The sequence below is a fragment of the Paenibacillus aquistagni genome (assembly GCF_900177815.1).
Classification (GTDB): domain Bacteria; phylum Bacillota; class Bacilli; order Paenibacillales; family Paenibacillaceae; genus Paenibacillus_B; species Paenibacillus_B aquistagni.
Genome location: NZ_FXAZ01000001.1, coordinates 810,085 through 834,763, shown reverse-complemented (window position 1 = coordinate 834,763; position 24,679 = coordinate 810,085). Strand labels below are relative to the sequence as shown.

Sequence of the window (24,679 nt, the reverse complement as noted above, 5' to 3'; positions counted from 1 at the left end):
ATATGCAATGGGCTCCCATGCGGATCATAATGATGGAATCATCATTTCCGTACTGGATGTGTCGTCCATGCTTCAAGCTCGTATTCTAATTGCTCTAACTCCTGCTGCAATACGCCTTCGAGAGATCCTGACAACCGTTCGAACAACGGATAGCAAATAACAAGATAATCGGCGTAGCTGTTTACATAGATTTCAGACGTATTCATCATATTGCTGCCCTTAAGCATTTGCTGCACACCTTCGTAGGTCAGATCAAACGCCCCTTGGAAATTAATAGACAGCATGGATGGAACGATCTGTGCCAAGTTCACACTAAGCGAAGAGAGGCGCTCTAAGTAATGCAAATGGCGGGACCGCTTCACTTTCTGAAGCTCCTCGACCTGCTCTTGCATGGACACCAATCTCTTCGGTTCCGAATGGCAATCAAGCGCTATAGGCAGCAGATCCAAAAATGCGCCCAGTGTAGCCGAATAATCCTGAGTCCATGCTCCCCGGTCATCTTGAAGAATAAATACAGGCAGGACCTGATCCTCTTGCAGGAGCTTATTCTCCTTCGCAATTACCTTCAGCAGATGCAGCAGTAAATCCCATGGCTTTTCCTTATAGAGAATATTCACCTTAGGACCCATTTTCAACAAAGAGACAACCGAACGCCGCAGTGTGTTATTGGCATTGAAGCAGCTGTAATCTGACATGCTTCTAATAAAATCAGTCGGCTTCTGCGCTGGGATAAGTTCCGCCTCTTCATCACCTTTCCCCCGCTTCACTTCCTCAATGTACATCGAATACCGTCCCAGCGATTGGATGACATTAGAAGAAGATGAATAAGCAAGCTGTTGAAGGAATCGCTCCTTAAAGAGCTGACTGCTTGATTTGTCCCACACGCTGTGATGTGCAAATAGGTGCAGGGTATAATACTTCTCCGAATCCTTTGTGACAAGGAGCTTCACTAGCCGATGCCAAGCTCCTTCACAATATTCCTCTGAGCGCAGCTCATGCAGCAGTTGATCTGCCTGCTCATGCTCAGCTGAAGTTGCGTAGCACAGATCAAACAATGGGATAAATGGTTTATCGCAATAAGCCAGCTCTCTAATAAGCCTCTCTTCGCCTGAATATCTGTAATAACTGCGCAAGGCAGTCTGCTCACGAATCAGCTGCTGAAGTGCTTCCAAGATGGCTGTCTGTTCATGATGCCCCTCAAAAGAGATTCTCTCCGTCACAATGGTGCCCTTTGCAGCTAAGAAGCAAGCTTGTAATAAAGTAGGTTCATAGGAATAACCGGCTGCTTCTTCCCCCTGCTCTGCTTCATTAAAGCATTCTAAACGGCATTGTACCTCGCCAGTCCTTATTTGGGGCTCATTTTGATCTGCGCATAATTCAAAGAAATCTTCTCGACTCATTACTGGCGAAGCTTGTTCAAATGCATCCATGTGCAAAATGTAATGAGGGAGATGGTGCGACATCTTGTGCTCCGCAACCATAGATACGATTCGTCGGCGCATGTCTTGGCTTAGATGGCTGACAAAGAGAACCTCATACAATCTATCCTCACATTGTATGGTTTTCAGCAGACTATCTTCATTTAGCACATACCATACAAACACCGGAAGCTCGAAGCTGCCATCGTTCCACTGAGGAGACTGATCTTGCTGAGAAGCTGATTCGATTGGCAGGATTTGAACACAGTGTTCCGTTATCGCAACGAGCTCGTGCTCAAATGCCTTCGCTAGCTTGTTCATAATCGCGTCACTTGCAAATCCTCGATCATAGCTCACCATCATGCGAAGAGTGCCATCCGTGATCATTCCATTGATTGAGATTGGCGTTCCAAAGCGATTCTCTTTAGCAATATCCGATCCTCGCGGCGCATCGCTGATCGACCATCCATCGAAGCTGCCGTCTTGGCCGAATTCACCTAAATAGTTAAACGTAATAGCTGGCCGAATGCCTCTTACGGCAAAATCCCCGTATGTCTTCAATACACTGTAGCCAATGCCTCGGTTCGGAACGTGGCGCAAGCAATTCTTCGTTGATAAGATGTCTTCCTTCACGCTCTTTCCAATTCCATCTATCGCAACCGGATATACACTCGTGAACCAGCCAACCGTTCGATCAATCAACAACGCTTCTCCGACTGGTTCTCTGCCGTGCCCTTCCATATTAACAGCCATGCTCTGCTGCCCGGTTAGACGATGAATGGAGCGGAACAGGGCTGCGAGCAGCAAGTCATTAATCTCCGTTTGATAAGCCCTTCCTCCCTTGTACAGCAGATTCATGGTCTGCTCGCTTGTAAGTGCAATGCTGACCTGTCCTAATCCTTCACCGCAAGCGGTTGGTGTTGGCTCATGCCACTTTAGACTGCTCTTCGCTGCCAGTTCCTCAACGGACTGCCAATATGGAATCTCGTGAAGCAATTCCTCGCTCTCGCGATACTTGATGAGTGCATTCGCCCAGTCCTGATAGGATAATGTCTTCGGCGGGAGTACGATTTCTCTTCCTTCACGAGCCATTCCATAAGCTGTATTCAGATCCTCTAGAACAATTCGCCATGAGATGCCATCCACAACAAGATGATGGATACAGAGGAATAAGTAATCAAGATGCTTCGCACGGTAGACAGCTGCTTTGACTAGCGGCCCAAAAAACATATCCATGCTCTGCTGCACCTTGAGCGCCTCTTCTTCCATTTGAGCAAACAGCTGCTCTGACTCCTCCATTGCAGATAAGTCTTGGAAGGTCAGCTCATGCCTTAGCCCTTCGTCACCTGTACGGATGATTTGGGTATCTGCAGGATATACCGCCCTCAGCATGTCATGATGAAGAATGACTGCATTAAGTGCCCTTTCGAGACTAGGTACATCCAAACGGTCCTTCGTCTCGATCATAAAGGATTGATTAAAATGCGAAGGGACTGCCAAGCATTCTGCAAAGAAATCCATCTGGATTGGCGTCAGCATCGCCATTCCACTGACCTCTCGTTGGTCAATGCTGACGATAGGAGCATGAATCATGCTCTTGCGGATGGATCGAATTGTTTTGGCCTGCATAATCATTCTTACGCTAAGCTCATATCCATACTCTCGAAGCTTCGAAACCATGCGAATCGCTTTGATGGAATCTCCGCCCAAGTCGTAGAAACTGTCGTCAATTCCGACTCTTGATGCCCCAAGAATATGCTCAAACACATCCGCTAGCGCCAGCTCCACTTGGTCTCGCGGAGCCGTATATTCCTCTATTGAAGCACTCTGCGGAACAGGGAGCGCTTTTTTATCCAGCTTGCCATTTCTAGTGAGCGGAAGCTGATCCAGCTTAATGAAGTAAGAGGGGATCATATAGGACGGCAGCCGCTCCGCCAGTTGACTTTTCATCAGACTATCATCCTGATCATGATCGGCAACGATATAAGCGCAGAGTGCCGGCCCCTTCTCCTGTCTAACCATCACAGCCGCGTCTTTAACACCGTGAAGTTCTCGAATGCGGCTTTCAATCTCGCCTAGTTCGATCCGGTAGCCGCGCAGCTTAATCTGCTGATCCATGCGTCCTAGATACTCAAGCTGTCCATCCGCCGTCCAACGCACGAGATCTCCCGTCCGATACATGCGTTCTCCCCTTCGATAAGGATTCTCCACGAATTTCTCTTTGCTCAGCTCCGGTCGATTCAGATATCCTCTAGCAACCCCTGCTCCACCAATATGCAGCTCGCCAGGAATGCCAATGCCGCACATAACGCCATTCTGAATGACATAAGCCGTCGTATTCGCAATAGGCGCCCCAATCGGCGTCTTGCTGCGCTCACGTTGTGCGGGAATACGATAGCAGGTAGCGAATGTGGTGCATTCTGTAGGTCCGTATACATTCGCGAAGCGTAGACTTGGATTACGTGAAGCGAGCAAGTCAACATGCTCTTCGGAGGTGGCCTCTCCCCCAAAGAGAAGCTGGGTCAGAGAGTCGAATATTTCATGATCCAACGAAATCAGCTGATTAAACAAGGCCGTTGTTATAAACAACGTATTAATCCCAAAGTCCTGAATCGCCTCTTTAAATAACGCGGCACTTGTTAAGACATCTTCTTCCACAAGGTAGAGTGTGCCGCCATTAAGCAGCGCCCCCCATATTTCGAAGGTAGAAGCATCAAAGGCTAGCGAACCCGTTTGCAAAATGTGCACATCCTTGAAATCCGCGTAATTCGTATGGATAACCAGACGATTGATGCTATGATGCTCAATCATCACGCCTTTCGGCTCGCCTGTCGTACCGGAGGTATAGATCACATAAGCAAGGTCCTTCGGATGATTGACCTGCGTCGGATTAGCAGAATGACCGGCCTGATCCGTGCAGCCAACAGGATGCGCAAGCTGGATAATATGTTCAGGCTTATACTCCAATTGCGACAGGTCGAATTCACTTGTCAGCATAACGGAACAATCACTGTCCTGAATCAAATACGAGATGCGATTCAGCGGGTATTTCGGATCGATCGGAACATAAGCCCCACCTGCCTTAAGGATCGCAACGAGCCCTACAATGGTTTCGATTCGGCGTTCTGCCATGATGCCCACGAATTGATCTCTATCGATGCCAAGCTGACGGAGCCGATGAGCCAGCTGATTGGCCTGCTCATTAAGCTCTCGATACGTTAGCTTGCCCTCATAGCCTTGAATGGCAATTTTGTCAGGCGTACGCATGACCTGCTCCTCAAAGCAAGCAACAACAGTCTTATCATTCTCATGCCAGGAATCAGCCGGGTTGAAATGATTCAACAGCATGCTGATCTCATCATCGGACAGAACCGATATCTCGCTTAGCTGTTGTGAAGGGTCCTCCAAGGCATGAATAGCAAGCTCGTTGAAGTGCAGTGCCATTCGTTCAATCGTTTCACGGTTGAACAGATCGGTTGCATATTCCCAGTTGAGCACATAGCCCTCATTCGACTCTGCTATGGTTAAGGTTAGATCGAACTTGGCTACTTGGTAGTTGTAATCCACTGGTTCAAGAGATGTCCCATTAAACTGAAGCACGGCCTCTTCGTTGTTTTGCAGCGCAAACATGACATCAAAGATTGGGTGTCGAGACATATCCCGCTCCGAAGCAACCTGTTCTACCAGCAGATCGAACGGGTACTCCTGATGCTCAAAGGCTTTTAGGCAAATCTCCTTCATCTGAACAAGGTAGTCCTCAAAGGTGCTTTCATGCAAAAGCTTTCCTTTGATTGCAAGGGTATTCACGAACATGCCAAGCATCTGTTCAGTGTCAGGATGTACGCGTCCTGCGATCGGACTTCCTACAACGATATCTTCTTGTCTCGAATAGCGGCTTAGCAGCAGCATGAAGATCGAGAGCAGAATCATGAACTCGGAAGCTCCTTGTTGTTGGCTAACCCTTTTCACAGCTTCTGTTAGTTCAAGACTCAAGGCGCTTTGAGCATTGCTGCCGCGATAGGATTTATGCTGCGGCCTTGGATGATCAGCAATCAGATCAAGCACTGGAATTTCTTCTTCAAAATGCTGAAGCCAGTAGTTCTTGTGCGGCTCCAGATCTCTGCTTTGCTCCCATATGCTGTAGTCCTTATAGTGCAAGGGAGGTGCTGACAGAATCTCGCCATTATAAAGTCTTGTCAGCTCATGAAGCAGAATGGCTGCCGACGCGCCGTCATGAACCATATGATGCATATCAAGCATGAAAAGGAAGGAATCATCCTGCAAACGAACCGCCTTCGCCCGCATTAAAGGGGCCTTGCCCAGATCAAATGGGCGAATAAAAGCTTGGAATAACGCTTCAGTCTCCAACTCGCTGCCTTCACCATACTCCAATTGCAACTCTGCTGCTTCGGCTATGGTTTGTACAGGCTCACCTTGCACCATAGCAAAGCTTGTGCGCAGAATCTCATGCCTTGCAACCAATTCTGATAATGCGCGCTGCAGCAGCTGAAGATCAAGTCTGCCGCGAGCTCTCAGCATGCTGGGCATATTATACGTGATCGCAGAACCCTGCATCTGCTCGATAATAAACAACCTCTTTTGTGCAGCACTCATCGGGTAGTCCTTCTGATCGGACTGTCTCGGAATGGGCTCAAGCTGCTGCGCAGCACTGCTTCTAACCCAATCTGCAAGCCTAGCAACCGTCTCTAGATTCCAAACCTCACGCAGCGGAATTCGGACACCACAGGACTGCTCTACTGCATTGATCAAGCGAGTCGCTCGGAGCGAATGCCCTCCTCGCTCGAAGAAGCTATCATGAATGCCAATCGTTTCAGCTCCCAAAATACTTGAAAATGCTTCTGCAATTCGCGCCTCCACCTCGTCTCGCGGCGCCGTATAATTGGAGCCGGCAGAGAAGGAGGGCTTTGGAAGCGCTGATCGATCCAGCTTCCCGTTGCGCGTTACAGGCAGGATCTCCAGTTGAATGAGCTGAGAAGGAATCATGTAGGAAGGCAAGACGTCGCTTAGGCCTAACTTTACCGCTTGAAGATCTAGTTTATAATCCGCTACAACATAACCGCATAGATGCTTTTCTCCCGCTTCTTCGATCATTATGACAGCCGCATCCTGAATGTGCTCAAGCTCCATCAGCTTGCTCTTAATCTCGTGAAGCTCGATTCGGAAGCCTCGAATTTTGACCTGTTCATCGATTCTGCCTAAGTAATCGATGACACCGTCTGCCCGCCAGCACGCGAGGTCTCCTGTTCGATAGATGAGTTTCTCTGGTTGCTCTGGATGAGAGACAAACTTGGCTGCTGTCAGCTCAGGCTTGTTTAGATACCCTCTTGCTAATCCAATGCCTGCGATGCACAGCTCTCCTTGCATTCCAATACCGCACAGTTGATCGCCGTTCATGATATAGACCTCGGTATTGGCAATCGGGCTTCCGATTGGAATGCATGCAGCATCATGGATTGGATGGGTTACGGCAAAGGTTGTGCTCTCCGTCGGCCCATAGCCGTTGATCAGCTTAATATTCGAGTTATGATCCAATAGACGCTTCACATGAATAGGAGACAGCTGTTCGCCTCCGATAAGGAGATTCGTCAAGGTGTCAAATGCCGACACATCCTCCATCACCATGTGATTGAACAAGGATACGGTCAGCCACATGGTGTTCACCTGATAATGTTGAATCGCCTGCTTTAGCGCTTGTGTATCTGTAAGGACTTCCTCATCAACTAGATAAAGCTCCCCTCCATTAAGGAGCGCTCCCCAGATTTCAAAGGTCGAGGCATCAAAGGCCAAAGAGCCGGTTTGCAGAATACGAATCTGGGAAAAGTCCACATACTGCGTGTCCTGTACCAAACGATTAATGCTTAGGTGTTCGATCATCACGCCTTTAGGCTGGCCTGTCGTTCCAGATGTATAGATGACATAAGCAAGATCATGAGCTGCATTCACCCGTTCAGGGTTCGCAGTTGGACCTTGATACAGGCTCTCGTCCCTTAAATGCAGCAACTCCGTTTGATTCGCATATGGCTTCATATTTATGAACGAAAAATCAAATTCGGTCGTTAAGATCAAGCTCGTGCTGCTGTCCTCAAGCAAATATTGAATGCGCTGCTCAGGATATTTCGGATCAATTGGCAGATAAGCCCCGCCAGCTTTCAAGATCGCAACCAGCCCAATTATCGTCTCTACTTTTCGCTCCGCAGTAATGCCGATCAGCTGATCTGGCTTAACACCCTTGGCTCTTAGCATGCCTGCAAGCTGATTCGCCTTGGCATTCAATTCGCCATAGGTAAGATTCATCGCTTCCGAGACGACCGCAACCTCATTAGGCTTGCGACTCACCTGCTCCTCAAACAACTCCACAACGGTTCGTTCTCGATTAATAGAGGTAGATGTATCATTGAAATGAAGGGCAACCTGCTTATGTTCCGCCTCATCCAGCAGATCAATCTGAGCTACAGGCAGAGCAGGCTGCTCCGCCATCTGCATTAGTGCCAGCTTAAGCCGTTTGAGCAAACGAGCGACTTCCTCCTGGGTGTATAAGCTCGTATCATACATAAAGCGGAATCCCAGCACTTTGGATTTATTCGCCAGTAACGTAAGTGGATAGTTGGTCTGTTCTCTAGCCGCCATAAGCTCCAATGGAAGGGAACTTGTGGCGGCAGCATCCTGTTCGTAATAGTTTTCGAAGGCAAGCAGGGATTGAATAAGGGGGCTGCCCAAGCCGGTAGAAGCTTGAATCTCAACGAGAGAGCTGATCTCATGCTGGGCGGTATGCAGAGCCTGATCATGGAGCTGTGCAAGCAGCTCAGCAATCGTTTGCTTCTCCACTGTTCTCACCCGCACAGGGAGGGTATGGATGAATAACCCGACCATCTGATCAATGCCTTGCAGATCCACATTGCGCCCAGAAGCGACCTTGCCAAATACCACATCCTGCGTGTTGTTGTACCTTTGCAGCACAATACCCCATGCGGCCTCTACCAGCGTATTCAACGTGATTCCATGCGCTTTGCAGTATGACTCTAATTGACGAGTGGAGGCTTCATCCAGCAGCAGCTCTTCATAGCGAACGGGTTCAGCATCTTGATTCTGCTCGGCATAGCCCTGAGGGCGTATTCCCCTTGCTTCTTCGTAGCCTTGAAGCAGCTCTTCCCAATAAGCCATATCATGAGAATGGTCACGTTCTGCAATCAATCGAACATAATCCTCGTACTTCGTCTGATTGTTTGTTGCCTCAGCGCGCAAATCTTCCAGCTCCACACCTTGAACAAGCTTGGTGTAGAAGGCTTGAAGGTCATTCATTATGATCGACATGCACCAGCCGTCCATGATGATGTGATGGAAGCTCATCAGAAGCCGATATTCCTGATCCTCCAGCTGAATCACATGCAATCGAACCAAGCTGTCATGCTCCAGATCAAAACCGCGCTTTACATCCTCTTCGCAGATGGCTTCCAGTCTTGCCGAAGAATGATCCTGATCAGAGGCTTGGGTGAACAGAAATTCCACTTCTCTGCCTTGAATCAGCATCTGCCTAGGCTCTTCGGCATCCAGATGTACGATGCTTGTGCGCAGCACCTCATGTTGTTCGGCTAGAAGCTGCAAGCTTGCCCGCAAGGCGTCTACATGCAATGGACCGCTGATCCGATATAGGGTTTGAACAACGTAGCTAGAGGCCTGCTGGTCTTCGAGCTTATGAAACAACATCCCTTCCTGCAAAGAAGTGAGCGGATAAATCCGTTCGATCTGATAACCGTGATCAGCATAACGCTGCTTAATCGTGGTGAAACTTCGATGGCTCCAAGTTAATTCCCCTAGATCAGATGCCGTCCATATAGGAAGCTCTATTCCAGCACAATGAGCGAGAATCAATTCCAGCTGCATTTTGAACCGATCCGCCAGTTGTACTGCAAAATCAGTGTTGTATTGCTGCTTGTTGTACATGACAGACATTTGCAATACGCCATTCATGATGGCCCCATTCAAAGACAGCATGCTGCCGAAGTGATTGTCCGAAGACACATCGAGACCGCGCGGTGCATCACTTAGCTTCCAGCCCTCCAAGCCGCTCTCTTGTCCGAATTCGCCAAGGAAGTTAAAGGTAATGTCAGGTGCTGTGCCTTCAAGCGCTTGCTCTTCTCCTATAGCCTTTAGAACGCCGTAGCCCAGGCCATGATTCGGAATGCGTCTTAAGCTTTCCTTGGTCAAAATGATATCTTCATCTATTGAACCGCCAATGCCATCAATCGCGGTAGGATACATGCTTGTAAACCATCCAACCGTTCGATCAATGATGGCTGGCTCGCCAATGGATTCACGGCCATGGCCTTCCGTAAGAACCGATACCGTATGCTGCCCGGTTAGAAGTTGAATCGCTCGATAAAGGGCTGTCAGAAGCAGGTCATTCGCTTCAGCGTGATAGGAACGGCCTGCAGTCTGCAGAAGCTCACGTGTTGCTTCTTCGCTTAGAGCCCATTCCAGATAGCCCGTAGCTGCATGACACTCCGAGGCCATTGGCTTAAGCTTGCTTGCACTTACCTTGCGCTCCACCTCTCTCCAATACGGGAGCTCTGCAAGCAGCTGAGGGCGGTTGCGGTAGCGTCTCAGCCCGTCACTCCATTGCTGGTAGGAGTGGGTCTTAGGCGGGAATATAGGCTTGTGACCAGACTCAGCCATACTGTAGCCTTTATTCAGGTCCTCTAGAAGAATGCGCCAAGACACCCCATCCACAACGAGGTGATGGATGCACAAGAACAAATAATCTCCTTGCCTTGAACGGAATACAGCTGCTTTAAGCAAGGGGCCATTAGCAAGATCCATACTCGCTTGTATCTGATTGGCACATTGTTCAATTGCTTGATATAGCTCTTCCTTGCTTTCTTTATCCTTCATATTCCTGTCGATCAGGCTGTAAAGCTCACCATCCCCTATACCGCGGACAACTTGGACGCCGTCGCGAATAACGGCTCGAAGCATATCGTGATGCTGAACTAAAGCGGTCAGGGACTGCTCTAGGCTTACACGGTTTAACAAGCTCGTGCTTTCAAGCAGGAAGGATTGATTAAAATGATGCGGGTGCGCAATACCGCTCTGTATGAACGCTGATTGAATCGGCGTCCATTCCACAATTCCAGTAACGAGCGCCTGATCAACAACTAGCTGCTGCTTGGATACCATAGGCCGAATCGCTCGAATCGTTCGTCCTTGCATGATGGACTTGACTTGCAGCTCATACCCCGCCTCACGAAGCTTCGACACGATGCGAATGGCCTTAATCGAATCGCCGCCGAGCTCATAGAAGCTGTCATCAATTCCTGCTTGATCAACACCTAATACGTCTGCAAAAATCTGTGCCATGTGCTCCTCTACTTCATCCCGAGGAGCCGAATATACGCGCTCGCTGACTAGCACTGGCATAGGGAGCGCTTTACGGTCCACCTTGCCGCTTCGAGTCAGCGGCAGCTGCTCCACTTGGATCAGATGAGCAGGGATCATATAGGAAGGCAGATGAACCGCCAACTGCTCTTTCATCTTGCTAAGATCAAGTGGCGTGGAACTCACCACATAACCGCACAGCATAGCTTCACCTTGATCTTCTCTCACGGTGACAACCGCATCCTGCACGCCTTGAATCTCCCTCAGCCTGCTCTCAATCTCACCCAGCTCGATGCGGAAGCCGCGAATCTTGACCTGCTCCCCGATGCGCCCCAAGTACTCCAAGTTCCCTTCAGCGCTCCACCGGGCAAGATCTCCCGTTCGATACAGCCGCTCGCCTGCCCGGTAAGGATGCTTGACAAACTTCTCTGCTGTCAGCTCTTGCTGGTTCAGATAACCTCGCGCAAGCCCTGCTCCACCCACACACAGCTCGCCCGGAACACCAATTCCACATAGGGAATCGCCGTTCATCACATAGATCTGCGTGTTCCACAACGGCTTACCAATCGGGATGGAATCATAGCGAGCCTTAGGCTGGAATCGTAGCGAGGTGACGCACACCGTCGCTTCCGTTGGTCCGTACAGATTCGTTAATCGCTCCACCCCATGTCCGGTAATGCGGACGTATCGCTCTAGCAGATCAGGCGTAACCGGCTCTGCGCCGAGATAGATTCGCTTGAATGCTCGCAGCGCCTCCTCCTTGCCATGAACCTCTGCATAGTCAAGCAGCATGCGGAAGGCAGACGGTACGATGAGCGCGTCCGTGACCTTATGCTGCTGAATCAGGTTCAAGAGCAGCTCCGGATCTTCGTTCTCGGACTCCGTGGCCATCATGAGCTTGGCGCCCGTGAGCGTGCTGGAGAAGATTTCCCATACCGCAGCGTCAAAAATATAGGTTGACTTCTGCAGCATGACGCTGTGCTCATTCATCTCGCCTTCGACTCGCTGCCACTCGGCAAGATGGACAAGGCTGCGATTCTCGATCATGACCCCCTTTGGCTGTCCCGTCGTCCCTGACGTGTAAATCACATAAGCCAGGTGATGCGGCTCAGCCAGAGGCTCAAGATTCCCACGCGACTCTTGCTCATGCGGCGATCCTTGCCCTGCTTCCGCGAGATCAATTACCTCGGCGAGATCGAAGAGCAATTCACGGACCTGCTCCCCTCCGGGTCCAACCAACACAGCCGGCGCTTGGCTGTCGGCTAGCATATAGCGAATGCGGTCGATCGGATGAGCAGGATCGATAGGCAGATAAGCGCCTCCCGCCTTCAAGATGCCGTAGATGCCGATGATCATCTCCAGCGAGCGCCCTGTCACCAGCCCGACGATGCTATCCGGTCCGACGCCTAACGCACGCAGCCTGCGCCCCACCTCGTTTGCTCTCGCATTCAACTCCTGATACGTAAGCTCCTGTCCGTTGAACGCCACCGCTGCGCGTTTTGGAGCAGCCGCAGCTTGGCTTTCGAAGAGTTGAATGGCGGTCAACCCTTGTGGATATGGATGCTCCGTCTCATTGAATACGTGCATCACTTGTGCCTGCTCCTGTGCAGTCATCATCGACAGCTCCGCAAGCGGCACCTGCGGTCTCTTTAAAGCATCTTCTAGCAGCGCTTCGAAGTGAAGCGCCATCCGTTCAATGGTCTCCTGCTTGAATAATGCCGTGCAGTATTCCCAATCGAGCACATATCCTGCGCTCGTTTCCTGCATGCTAACGGTCAAATCGAACTTGGCAACGTTGAAGTTGAATTCGAGCGGCGTAAGCTCCAGCCCCCCAATCGAGAAGGCCTCCGCTTCATGATTTAAGGCAAACATGACATCAAACATCGGATGGCGTGCAGGGTCTCGCTCCCCCATCACTTTTTCAACCAGCATCTCAAAAGGATATTCTTGATGCTCATACGCGCTTAGGCACTTCTCCTTCATGGCGTGTACCCAAGTTTCGAATGAATCTTCTGGTCTTAGCTGTCCTCTAATCGCAAGCGTGTTTACAAACATCCCAAGCATCTGTTGTGATTCAGGATGAACACGACCTGCGATCGGACTGCCGACCACGATATCCTGCTGACGGCTATAGCGGCTGAGGAGAAGCATGAAAGCTGACAATAGAATCATGTAATCTGTTGCTCCCGTACGCTTGCTAAGAGCCTTGATGTCTGCTTGCAGCTTCTCACTCAAGCAAGAGACCATTCGATCGCCTGCAAAGCTTTGCTCCATTGGCCGAGAGTAGTCCGTAGTCCACTCCAAGACGGGAAGCTCGCTCTCATGCTCACGAAGCCAGTACTGCTCCTGCACTGTCCAGTCTTTTGCATTGTGCCAAGCGCTGAAGTCCTTGTATTGAACACGCAATTCAGGCAAAAGGCCTCCGTTATACAGCTCTGATAGTTCATTAAGCAGCACAGCTGTTGAGCCATCATCGAAAATGATATGATGTATGTCCAGCATCAGCACGCTCTCATTACGCTCCACCTGCACAATCTTGGCCCGCATTAGCGGTGCTTGGCTTAAGTCAAAGGGACGAATGAATTGCTGGAAGCAATCCTGCACATGCTCAAGAGTGTCCTCTCCATACTCCAGCTCAAAATGAACCTCGTCCTCAATAACTTGAAGAAACTTGTCTTTGATATGGACAAAATGAGTTCTCAGCAGCTCATGTCTCTTGCACAGCTGATTCAAGGCTTCGTTTAATCGAGCAGGATCCAATTCTCCATTCGCTTTCAAGAGAATAGGGATATTGTACGTAATGCTCGCTGGCTGCAGCTGATCCATGACAAACAATCTCTTTTGAGCGGAGCTCATTCTAAACTTTCGGCTCATTCGGTATCAAACCTCCTCTTCAACAGCAACTGCAAGCTGCATCAACATCGGCTCTGGCTGCGGGCTTGCTTGCTTCATTTTCAAGTGCTGGGCAATGTTTCGTACCGTCTTCTCTTCCAAAATCTCGCGCAAGGACAGGCGATGGCCAAAGTTGCGATCAAGCAGGCTCATCAGTCTTGCCGCACGCAGGGAATGGCCCCCTAGATCAAAGAAGCTGTCATCAATCCCAATCGGATTGACGCCCAAGATGTCTTGGAAGGCATCAACTAGCAGCTGTTCCATCTCATCCCTCGGCGCTGTGTAAGAATCGCTTTGAACACGCTCTGGTTCAGGAAGAGCCTTGCGGTCCACCTTGCCGCTTCGTGTCAGCGGCAGCAACTCCACTTGCATCAGATGAGCAGGGATCATATAGGAAGGCAGATGAACCGCCAGCTGCTCTTTCGTCTTGCTAAGATCAAGTGGCGCGGAGCTCACCACATAGCCGCACAGCATAGCTTCACCTTGATCTTCTCTCACGGTGACAACCGCATCCTGCACGCCTTGAATCTCCCTCAGCCTGCTCTCAATCTCACCCAGCTCGATGCGGAAGCCGCGAATCTTGACCTGCTCCCCGATGCGCCCCAAGTACTCCAAGCTCCCTTCAGCGCTCCACCGAGCAAGATCTCCCGTTCGATACAGCCGCTCGCCTGCCTGGTAAGGATGCTTGACAAACTTCTCTGCTGTCAGCTCTTGCTGGTTCAAATAACCTCGCGCAAGCCCTGCTCCACCCACACACAGCTCGCCCGGAACACCAATTCCACATAGGGAATCGCCGTTCATCACATAGATCTGCGTGTTCCACAGCGGCTTGCCAATCGGGATGGAATCATAGCGAGCCTTAGGCTGGAATCGTAGCGAGGTGACGCACACCGTCGCTTCCGTCGGTCCGTACAGATTCGTTAATCGCTCCACCCCATGTCCGGTAATGCGGACGTATCGCTCTAGCAGATCAGGCGTAACCGGCTCTGCGCCGAGATAGATTCGCTTGAATGCTCGCAGCGCCTCCTCCTTGCCATGAACCTCTGCATAGTCAAGCAGCATGCGGAAGGCAGACGGTACGATGAGCGCGTCCGTGACCTTATGCTGCTGAATCAGGTTCAAGAGCAGCTCCGGATCTTCGTTCTCGGACTCCGTGGCCATCATGAGCTTGGCGCCCGTGAGCGTGCTGGAGAAGATTTCCCATACCGCAGCGTCAAAAATATAGGTTGACTTCTGCAGCATGACGCTGTGCTCATTCATCTCGCCTTCGACTCGCTGCCACTCGGCAAGATGGACAAGGCTGCGATTCTCGATCATGACCCCCTTTGGCTGTCCCGTCGTCCCTGACGTGTAAATCACATAAGCCAGGTGATGCGGCTCAGCCAGAGGCTCAAGATTCCCATGCGACTCTTGCTCATGCGGCGATCCTTGCCCTGCTTCTGCGAGGTCAATCACCTCAGCCAGATCGAAGAGCAATTCACGGATCTGCTCCCCTCCTGGCCCAACCAACACAGCAGGCGCTTGGCTGTCGGCAAGCATATAGCGAATGCGGTCGATCGGATGAGCAGGATCGATAGGCAGATAAGCGCCTCCCGCCTTCAAGATGCCGTAGATGCCGATGATCATCTCCAGCGAGCGCCCTGTCACCAGCCCGACGATGCAATCCGGTCCGACGCCTAACGCACGCAGCCTGCGCCCCACCTCGTTTGCTCTCGCATTCAGCTCCTGATACGTAAGCTCCTGTCCGTTGAACACCACCGCTGCGCGTTCTGGGGCAGCCGCAGCTTGGCTTTCGAAGAGTTGAATGGCGGTCAGCCCTTGTGGATAAGGATGCTCCGTCTCATTGAATACGTGCATCACTTGTACCTGTTCCTGTGCTGTCATCATCGACAGCTCCGCAAGCGGAACATCAGGTCTGCTTAAGGCATCCTCTAGCAGCGCTTCGAAGTGAAGCGCCATCCGTTCAATGGTCTCCTGCTTGAATAATGCCGTGCTGTACTCCCATCGGAGCCCATATCCATCTTCGTTCTCTGCCATGCTCACGGTCAGATCAAAGGTTGAAGCAACGCTCTGCTGCATCACCTCTTCGAATCCAGCTGCGCCAAGCTGCAAGCTTGAAGACTCGCTCTGCTGCTGCGCAAAAACCACATCGAATAGTGGATGTCTAGACAGATCCCGCTCCGTGGCCACACGTTCAACTAAGCGTTCAAACGGATATGCCTGATGCTCATAGGCTTGCAGGCACTTCTCTTTCATCTCGGCAAGCCAGTCTTCGAAGCTGCACGCTGCATCCAGCTTCCCGCGTATCGCTAATGTATTGACGAACATGCCAAGCATCTGCTGCGTATCGGGGTGGTGACGTCCAGCAATCGGACTGCCCACAACAAGATCTGCCTGCCTCGAATAGCGGCTTAACAGCAGCATAAATGCCGACAGCATCACCATGTATTCTGTAGCGCCTGTTTGTCGGCTTATTGCTTTGACACGAGACTGCACATAAGAAGGAATCTGGGAATGCAAACTGCTGCCTATATGAGTTTGCTCTTTAGGTCGAGGATAATCTGTCGTTAGCTCAAGCATTGGCGGCTCCACTTCGAATACTTGGGCCCAATATGCTTCTTCCTCCGACAAGGTTATGCTGCTGATCCATTGACTGTAATCCTTGTAATCGACAGCAACTGGCGGGAGTGATTCATCATTGTAGAGCTTTGAAATCTCCTCTAGCAGCACGTTCTTGGAACCCTCATCGAAAATAATATGATGAAGATCGAACATGAGGAAGGTGTCTCCTTGCACTGAGCGTACCGCTTTAACACGCATGAGAGGTGCCTTCGACAAATCAAATGGACGTACGAATGCATCAAATAAATCAGATATTTCTTCACGTTGTGATTCTGCCGTTTCCAATTCTATCGCTGCGTGCTCTGCAATCCGCTGCAAATATTGGCTGCCCTCTTGAATAAAGGAGGTTCGAAGCAGCGAATGGCGGTCCGCAAGCTTGCTAAGCGCATGCTTTAGTCGGTCGTAATCGATTGGTTGCGAGCTTCTCACTAAGAACGGAATGTTGTAGGTTCGATTGTGTGCTTGATCAGCTTGCATCTGATGAACAAGGTAAATACTCTTCTGCTGCGGGCTCATAACAACCTCTCGCAGCAGCGGTTGGACCTCAATCGGGTCATAGGAGACTTTCTCATTCGATCTGACTCGTAATGCAAGCTTGCGCACGGTTTGCTCTATTAAGATATCGCGAAGCTTAAGACGCACACCGAACGACTTCCCTATCGCGTTCACAAGCTTGGTAGCGCGAAGCGAATGTCCGCCAAGCTCATAGAAGCTGTCATCGATGCCAACCGCATCGCAAGCAAGCACCTGCTGGAAGATCTCGACGAGACCGAGTTCCGTCGCATCACGCGGAGCAGCGTATGACTTGCTGCTTAACTGCGCTGGCTCGGGAAGAGCCTTGCGATCAAGCTTGCCATTGCGCGTTACCGGGAGCTTCTCAAGCTGCATCAGATGCGTGGGAATCATATAGGAAGGCAGCGTGGATTGTAGCTGTTCTGTGATCTTTTCCAGCATAAGCTCGCCTTTTCCCACTACATAGGCACAAAGGAAGGCTTCCCCTTGATCTTGTCTAGCAATGACTGCTGCATCGAATACTCCCTCAATATCTCTTAAGCTGCTTTCGATCTCGCCAAGCTCGATGCGATAGCCTCGAATCTTGACTTGCTCGCCAATTCGGCCAAGATACTCCAGATTGCCATCTGGAAGCCAGCGTGCAAGATCGCCTGTCCGATACATCCGTTCACCCTGGCGATAGGGATTGGCTACGAACTTTTCAGCTGTCAGCTGAGGCTGATTCCAATACCCTCTAGCAACTCCCGCTCCCCCGATGCACAGCTCTCCAGGAACGCCGATGCCGCACAGCTCCATTGCGTTTAAGATGTACACCTGTGTATTCAATACTGGTTTTCCAATCGGGACGCTGTCTCCATTTCCTTCTCTGTCCAGCCTATAAGCCGTTGCCGTCACGGTCGCTTCTGTAGGCCCGTACAAATTATGGATGTTATCATATCCAGTCCCGGTAATTCTTGCGTGCTTTTCAAGCAGCTCCGATGTAATTGGCTCTGCAGCCAGATACAATCGTTCAAGTGCTTTTAGCTCGCAAGCCGCTTGGTTCGTCTCGGCATAATCAAGTAGTGCGCGATAGTTGGAAGGAATTAATGCAATTTGGCGATTCGGCAGCAGCTTCATCAGCGCCGCAGGATCTTGATTTTGTTCTTCATTCAGGAGTTGAAGAGTACAGCCTGCCAGAAGGGCCGGGAAGATCTCCCACGCAGAGCCGTCAAAGACAAAGGTTGTTTTTTGAATCATCATCGAACCAGACTGATACTGCCCGTATTCGATCTGCCATGTGGATAAATTAACGACATTGCGGTGCTCAACCATGACGGCCTTGGGCAGTCCTGTCGTTCCCGAAGTATAGATGACGTAAGCTAGATGATGAGGTTCTGCGGCGGGGCTTGGATTCACTTGGATGCTGCCAATCGTGTACCGAAGATCGATCTGCATATGTTCTTGAAGCTCGGGTGCAACCGGGTCGCTCCCTGGTCCCAAAAGTACGGCCACCGCTTGGCTGTCTGTCAGCATGTATCGGATTCGTTCAAGCGGATGAGCAGGATCGATTGGCAAGTACGAGCCGCCAGCCTTCAGAATACTGAAAATACCGACAATCATTTCAATGGATCTGCCCGTAATCAGCGCAACGATGGAATCCGGCTTGACACCGAGATCGCTTAGAAGCTGTCCCATCGCATTGGCACGATCGTTCAACTCACGGTAGGTTAACGTCTCTTTTTCAAACTGAACAGCGATTTGATTGGGAGTACGCTCAACTTGTTCTTCAAAGAGCTGTATGAGGGTCTTGTCTGCCGGATAGAAGCCGTCCGTGGCATTAAACGATTGAACGACGATGTCCCTTTCTTCTTGTGAAACATAACTGAGCTCATCTAGATTCAAATGAGGTTCGTTTAAAGCGTGGAGAAGGAATTGCTCATAATGTCTGCTCATCCGTTCGATCGTTTCTTTCTTGAACAACGCTGTGCAGTACTCCCACTTCAAGGCATATCCTTCTCCCTGTGGTTCGACGCTCACGGTCAGGTCGAAGGTTGACGCGATACTGTCTATATGCACAGCCTGGAGCTTCGTCCCGCCCAAAGAGAGTGCCTGAGCTTCATGGTTCTGCATAACGAACATTACATCAAACAAGGGATGGCGTGAAAGGTCCCTATCGATTGCGACCTTCTCCACTAGCTGCTCAAAAGGATAGTCTTGGTTCTCATAAGCAAGCATGCATTGTTCCTTCAGATCATGCACAAAGCTTTCAAAGGATTGCTCTGCTTTGATCTCACCCTTAATCGCAAGCGTATTGACAAACATGCCCAGCATGTCATAAGTATCCGCATGAGTTCTTCCCGCAATCGGCGTCCCCACGATGAGCTCGGCTTGCCTCGAATATCGGCTTAACAACAGCATAAAGACCGACAGCAATATCATGTATTCCGTCGCCCCCGTCTTTTTTGCCAGATCTCCGACAAGCGGTTTAAGCATAGGGGAAAGTTCTGTCATGACAGAGCTGCCTTCGTAGCTCTGTGTTTTCGGCCTTGGGTAATCCGTCTTGATATTTAAAACCGAAGTATCTTCTTGGAAACGTTCCAGCCAATATGCCTCCTGCTCCGAGAAATCCCTGCTGTTCGCCCAAGCGCTGTAATCCTTGTATTGAATTGCTAAAGGTTCAAGAGATTCACCATTATATAAGCGGGTTAAGTCATTCATCAGCACAGAAGCGGAACCTTCGTCATAAATGATATGATGAATATCCATAAGCAAGAGCGACTTGCCATCCTCAGCATGAATCAATTTCGCACGCATGAGCGGTGCTTTTGCCAAATCAAACGGTCTCACAAAATCTTCGACAAGCGACGACCTTGTCACATCAGCTGCTGGATGCCCTTCCTCAAGAACAAGTGATACCTCGTCTTCCACGATCTGAACGAACTGATCCTCTATTTGCGTAAAATAAGTTCGAAGCAGCTCGTGTCGATGGCATAATTGCTGCAGCGCACTGCGTAATCGCTCGATGTCAAGATCTCCATCTGCTTCATACATCATCGGGATATTATAAGCAAGGCTGTTCTCTTGAAGCTGGTGAATGAGATACAGCCGCTTCTGTGTGGAGCTCATCTCATAATAGGGCTGAGGCGGGAGCGCCTTGATGTTCTCCCACATGTCCGGAGCCGCCGTTCGCACGCAAGCGCTGAGATTAGCAACCGTATCCGCCGCAAGCACTGTACGAAGTGGAAGCCGAACGTTGAATCTTTTCTCCATCATATGCGCTAGTCGTGTCGCTCTTAACGAATGCCCGCCTAGCTCGCTGAAGCTGTCATGGATGCCGACAAGCTTAACACTTAGCAGCTCTTGGAACATGCTCGCTATCACGGCCTCCATCTCATCCTGAGGCGCTTCGTAAGGCTGCTTGCTCTTTACTTCAGGCTTCGGCAGCGCCTTTTTGTCAAGCTTTCCATTGCGGGTTACCGGAAGATCTTCCAGCTGCATCAAATGGGTAGGGATCATATAAGCGGGCAAATGCGAGCTGAGTTCTTGTTTGACTGCTGCGATATCGAGCTCGTGACCGTCCGCACTTACCACGTAGCCGCATAGAACTTTGTCCCCGCGCTCTTCATGTGCGATAACAGCAGCGTGCTGGATGCCCTCGATCTCTCGCAATCTGCTGGCAATCTCGCGCAGCTCAATGCGATAGCCTCTCACCTTGACCTGATCATCCAATCTTCCCAAATACTCAATGCTGCCATCTTCCATCCATCTAGCCAAGTCGCCTGTCCGATACATCCTCTCCCCTGGAATATAAGGATTTGGCACGAATTTTTCAGCGGTTAGGTCTGGTCTATTCAAATATCCTCTTGATACTCCCGCGCCGCCAATGCATACCTCGCCAAGCATGCCAACTCCGCATAACCGATCTTGATTCAGGATATAGATCTTCATGTTGGCAAGCGGCTTACCGATATGGATATGCTCAAGCGTGATATCTGCAGGTACATCATAAGAGGTCGCAAATACAGTTGTTTCTGTTGGGCCATAGGAGTTCACGAGACGGGCTTTGCCTTGATTCAACTGATTGAATCGGTTGGCTAACTCAACGGGCAATGCTTCTCCAGAGAGCTGGATGCGGCTCAGCGATTCTATGGATCTCGGATCGATCGTGTGGAGAAATTGCTCAAGTACAGAAGGAACAAAAGAGGTGCGCGTAACACGATGGGCTTGTATTAATGCTGCGATCTGATGTGGTTCTTTCTCATGCTCTTTTGGAAGCAAGATGTGCGCCGCCCCTGCCAAGAAGCCAACAAACAGTTCCCATATGGATAGATCAAAGGCATAGGTCGTTTTGAGAAGGAGAACTTCCTGATTGCTGTAATCATCTTCGAGCATCCAGAGGGCCAGATTCAAAAGATTGCGATGTTCAACCATGACCCCTTTTGGATTCCCTGTTGTGCCTGAGGTGTAGATGACATAAGCAAGATGTTCGGGACGAGCTCTAGGTATTGGATTCACCGAATTCACATTGGAAAACTTGGTTAGATCGACAAGCTGAAGCTGTTGCAGTGACTCCGCGCCCCCCTCGCCACCTGGACCCGTCAACACTAGCGTCGTTTCACTATTAGCAAGCATGTAATGAATGCGATTCGGCGGGAGTTCCGGATCGATCGGCAGATAAGCGCCGCCCGCCTTCAAGATCCCATAGATGCCAATAATCTGTTCTAGAGAACGTTCTGCCATAAGACCTACAATGCTATCCGGTCCTACGCCGTGCTCAATCAGATCATATGCAACGCCATTCGCGCGTTCATTTAGCTCCTGATAAGTTAAGCTATGACCTTTATATTGGAGTGCAATCTGGCAAGGGTTGAGCTGAACCTGATCCTCGAATAATTGAACCACCGTTTTCCCACTGGGGATGTGCTTGTCACTTCGATTAAAATCCTGAAGCACGATAGATGCTTCCCGCTCATCAAGAGCGGGAATGTCGCGTATGCGAAGATCAGGCTGAGATATGATCGTGTCTGCCATCGTGGCCACTCTTCGGTGCAAGTGCAAGATCTTCGTGTCCGACCAGTATGGCGACCAGGCTTCATATACCCATTGAGGGTCCATTCCAGCCTCGACAAACGATACAGTCAATCCTCGCTGCTTCTGATTTGCCGCTTCAACTGCGTTTGCAGAAAAACAAAGTACGATGTCCTGCTCCTGAATGTGCTCTATCGCAATGGCATGGTTCATACTCTCACGCAACGAATGTTCCATTCGAGCTAAATATTCCTCTGCAGTAACATTCGTCTCAAGCTCTACGCGCGCTTCATAATAGCTGCTTCCATCATAGATATGAATGGATTCTGGATTATTGCCCGTAAGCAGACTCTTATACAACAAGAAGACAGCAGCCATTGCTGTATTCGACTCACTATTGGCTTGCGAATAATCTGAATCAAGAGTACGTAAGGCTTGAATAAGCGCCTGCCGTTCAATACTCAAGGCAAACGGTTTGCGAATGAGAGGTTCGGCGATATTTTTCGTAGGTTGATTCAACATAACAACGCTCCTATCCTTGTCTATTCCCGATTAATGATGGATAAGCTCACCCATGAGAGACTGATTGATCACTTGAACCATTTCTTCCATATGAGAATGAATAAAGAAATGATTTCCTTTCATCCTTTGATACAAGCATGCCTTGGAAGTGTAAGCAGACCACTCGAAGATTTGATTGTGTCTATTCTCTTCATCTGAATATAGAACCGTCAAGTTCACATCCAGCGGCTTCTTACTCTCGCAGTACTGGTATCCCGCATATAGCTTCAAGTCGTGATAGAAGATAGGGACAAAGCATTCAAGCAGCTCAACATTGTTCATAACGTCGAGGTCTGACATCCCCATCTTCAACATATTCGCCTTAAAGCGTGCTGCAACCGCTTCGTATACAGGTTCGCTGGCCTGATGCAGATGAGGCGCAGCATGCGCGGCCACAAACAGTTGAAGGGGATTTCTCATCGTCCGGCGAATTAATTCTTGGGTGATTTCATAAGCTGCGAGGCTCCCCATGCTGTAGCCGAATATCGCAAATGGATCCGATGTCAATCGGGATTCGATCTGGTTCGTCATATCAAGGACCATGTCATGAAAGCTCGGGTACAGCTCTTCTTGCATTCGCTCACCATGGCCTGCATACTCTAGCGGGATCAGCTTGATCTGTTCACTGAGCGATTTGCGCAATGGCTCATACATAAAGGATGATCCACCTGCATAGGGCAAACCGAATAATTGGATCTCTCTCATGCTCTTCCCACCCCTATGAAAAATGTCCTATTCCGTCGGAGAAGCTTCAAGCGCTTCTCGGCTGCCGCTTGAAGATGATGCCGCTTGTTCTTCGCTCTGATTCATGTGCCCTCTTAACAAATATTTGGTTACAAGCGCAATCAGAATGGTAATAACCGCGACGCCAACTACAACTGCATATACCGCGTTCGCCAGCCATTCAATCAGGCTGCCAAACAGAATTTGGCCGATAGGAACTGCGCAAGTCGAGATGGCGGTTAAGATCGCCATCACCTTCCCTAACAGATGATTCGGCGTCTCTTTCTGCAGCATGGTCATGATGAAGATATTGATGATTGTAATGATGAACATGACCACCATCGTGCACAGCGAGAAGAGCAAATAAGGAATGATGCCTGCCTGACCGGGCACTACCAGTTGAGGGTGAATGGTTACTGCCATAGGAACAATGAATAACCCGCTCCCGACAAACCACAGGTACAAATTATTCACGCGAAGCTTGCTTGACAGCGCACCGATCGCGACGGCGGCAATGATCATGCTTAAGGAGATGCCGCCTTGTGTGAAGCCAAAGTAACTGTCTTTCATCCCCATCACAATCTTAATCATGTAAGGAATGCCAACCAAGAACAGCGGCGTGATAAACAAGTTCATCGCAGCTGCTATAATGATAATTTTAAGCAAGAAAGGATTTCCTTTTCCCACATACGCAAGCCCCTCTTTCAAGTCCAGCAATATGGCCTTTATTGCGCCTGCTGTCTTGGCACCCTTCTCATAAGGAATGTGCAGGAACAATAAAATGATTGCCGAGAGAAAAAAGCTTACGCACGTCACCACTACGATTGCATTGATTCCAGACACGGCATACAATAAGCCGCCAATCACCGGACCTGCAAAGTTCGTCAAGGCCGTTACGCCAGACACAAGCCCATTGGCCTTCAGCAGATGATCATTCTCCACCAATACGGGGATGCTTGCCTGTACGGTCGGATGATAGAAGGTGCTTACAATGGACAACACCGTCATGACAACGCCAATCAGCACGATGGATGACTGACCGCTATAGAGAAATACGGCAAGCACACTGACCACGATCCCATTAATGAAATCGAAGTAAACCATCAAGTTGCGGCGATTCATGCGATCCGCAATCGCTCCGCCGATAGGCGATAGGAAGATGGTTGGAATGGTAGATACCGCAAGCAGTGTTGCAAAAATCTCCGCCGAACCTGTAAGATCTAGGATGTAGAGCGATAAGGCGAACCTTAGAATGGCGCTTCCAAACAGTGTGATAATCTGCCCCACGAGCATAATTTGAAAATTTCGACTAAATGCGTGTGACTTCATGCTGCACCTCCAACTTCAATATCGATTTGCAACACCTTTACATGCCACCCAAATTAATCAAGGCGCTAATGATAGCACAGCAGCCAAATAGGATAAACCACCATGCCCATTTGTTTTTCCGGCCATTTTGTCTGCTTACAAGCAGTCCAATCACGCCTGCAATCAAGATCAGCACAGCCAAGCTCGTTCCAACAATCCAACCTACTTCCATTTCGTATCCC

5 protein-coding genes are annotated in these 24,679 nt (G+C 49.9%); all 5 read right to left on the bottom strand.

Annotation, left to right across the window (positions count from 1 at the left end):
• Positions 1 to 41 precede the first annotated feature (41 nt).
• The 5 genes from B9Y93_RS03815 to B9Y93_RS24495 are packed head-to-tail and all read right to left on the bottom strand — an operon-like array spanning position 42 to position 24,669.
• Positions 42 to 13,685, bottom strand: coding sequence for a non-ribosomal peptide synthetase (locus B9Y93_RS03815; protein ID WP_085493009.1), 13,644 nt, complete (start codon positions 13,683 to 13,685; stop codon positions 42 to 44).
• A gap of 6 nt (positions 13,686 to 13,691) precedes the next feature.
• Positions 13,692 to 22,367 carry a non-ribosomal peptide synthetase gene (locus B9Y93_RS03810; RefSeq protein ID WP_085493008.1) on the bottom strand — a complete coding sequence of 2,892 codons (8,676 nt, stop codon included), beginning with the start codon at positions 22,365 to 22,367 and terminating at the stop codon, positions 13,692 to 13,694.
• 30 nt (positions 22,368 to 22,397) lie between these two features.
• On the bottom strand, positions 22,398 to 23,111 hold the full coding sequence (locus B9Y93_RS03805; protein WP_085493007.1) for a thioesterase II family protein: 714 nt from the start codon (positions 23,109 to 23,111) through the stop codon (positions 22,398 to 22,400).
• Between the two features lie 27 nt (positions 23,112 to 23,138).
• Entirely contained in the window at positions 23,139 to 24,458 is a 1,320-nt protein-coding gene (locus B9Y93_RS03800; protein ID WP_085493006.1) for an MFS transporter, read from the bottom strand.
• 37 nt (positions 24,459 to 24,495) lie between these two features.
• Positions 24,496 to 24,669, bottom strand: coding sequence for a hypothetical protein (locus B9Y93_RS24495; RefSeq protein WP_169025741.1), 174 nt, complete (start codon positions 24,667 to 24,669; stop codon positions 24,496 to 24,498).
• Positions 24,670 to 24,679: the final 10 nt, after the last annotated feature.

Bases quoted from the DNA above. Each gene is read 5' to 3' on its own strand.
- B9Y93_RS03815 (WP_085493009.1), bottom strand. From the start codon at position 13,685: ATGAGCCGAAAGTTTAGAATGAGCTCCGCTCAAAAGAGATTGTTTGTC.
- B9Y93_RS03810 (WP_085493008.1), bottom strand. From the start codon at position 22,367: ATGTTGAATCAACCTACGAAAAATATCGCCGAACCTCTCATTCGCAAA.
- B9Y93_RS03805 (WP_085493007.1), bottom strand. From the start codon at position 23,111: ATGAGAGAGATCCAATTATTCGGTTTGCCCTATGCAGGTGGATCATCC.
- B9Y93_RS03800 (WP_085493006.1), bottom strand. From the start codon at position 24,458: ATGAAGTCACACGCATTTAGTCGAAATTTTCAAATTATGCTCGTGGGG.
- B9Y93_RS24495 (WP_169025741.1), bottom strand. From the start codon at position 24,669: ATGGAAGTAGGTTGGATTGTTGGAACGAGCTTGGCTGTGCTGATCTTG.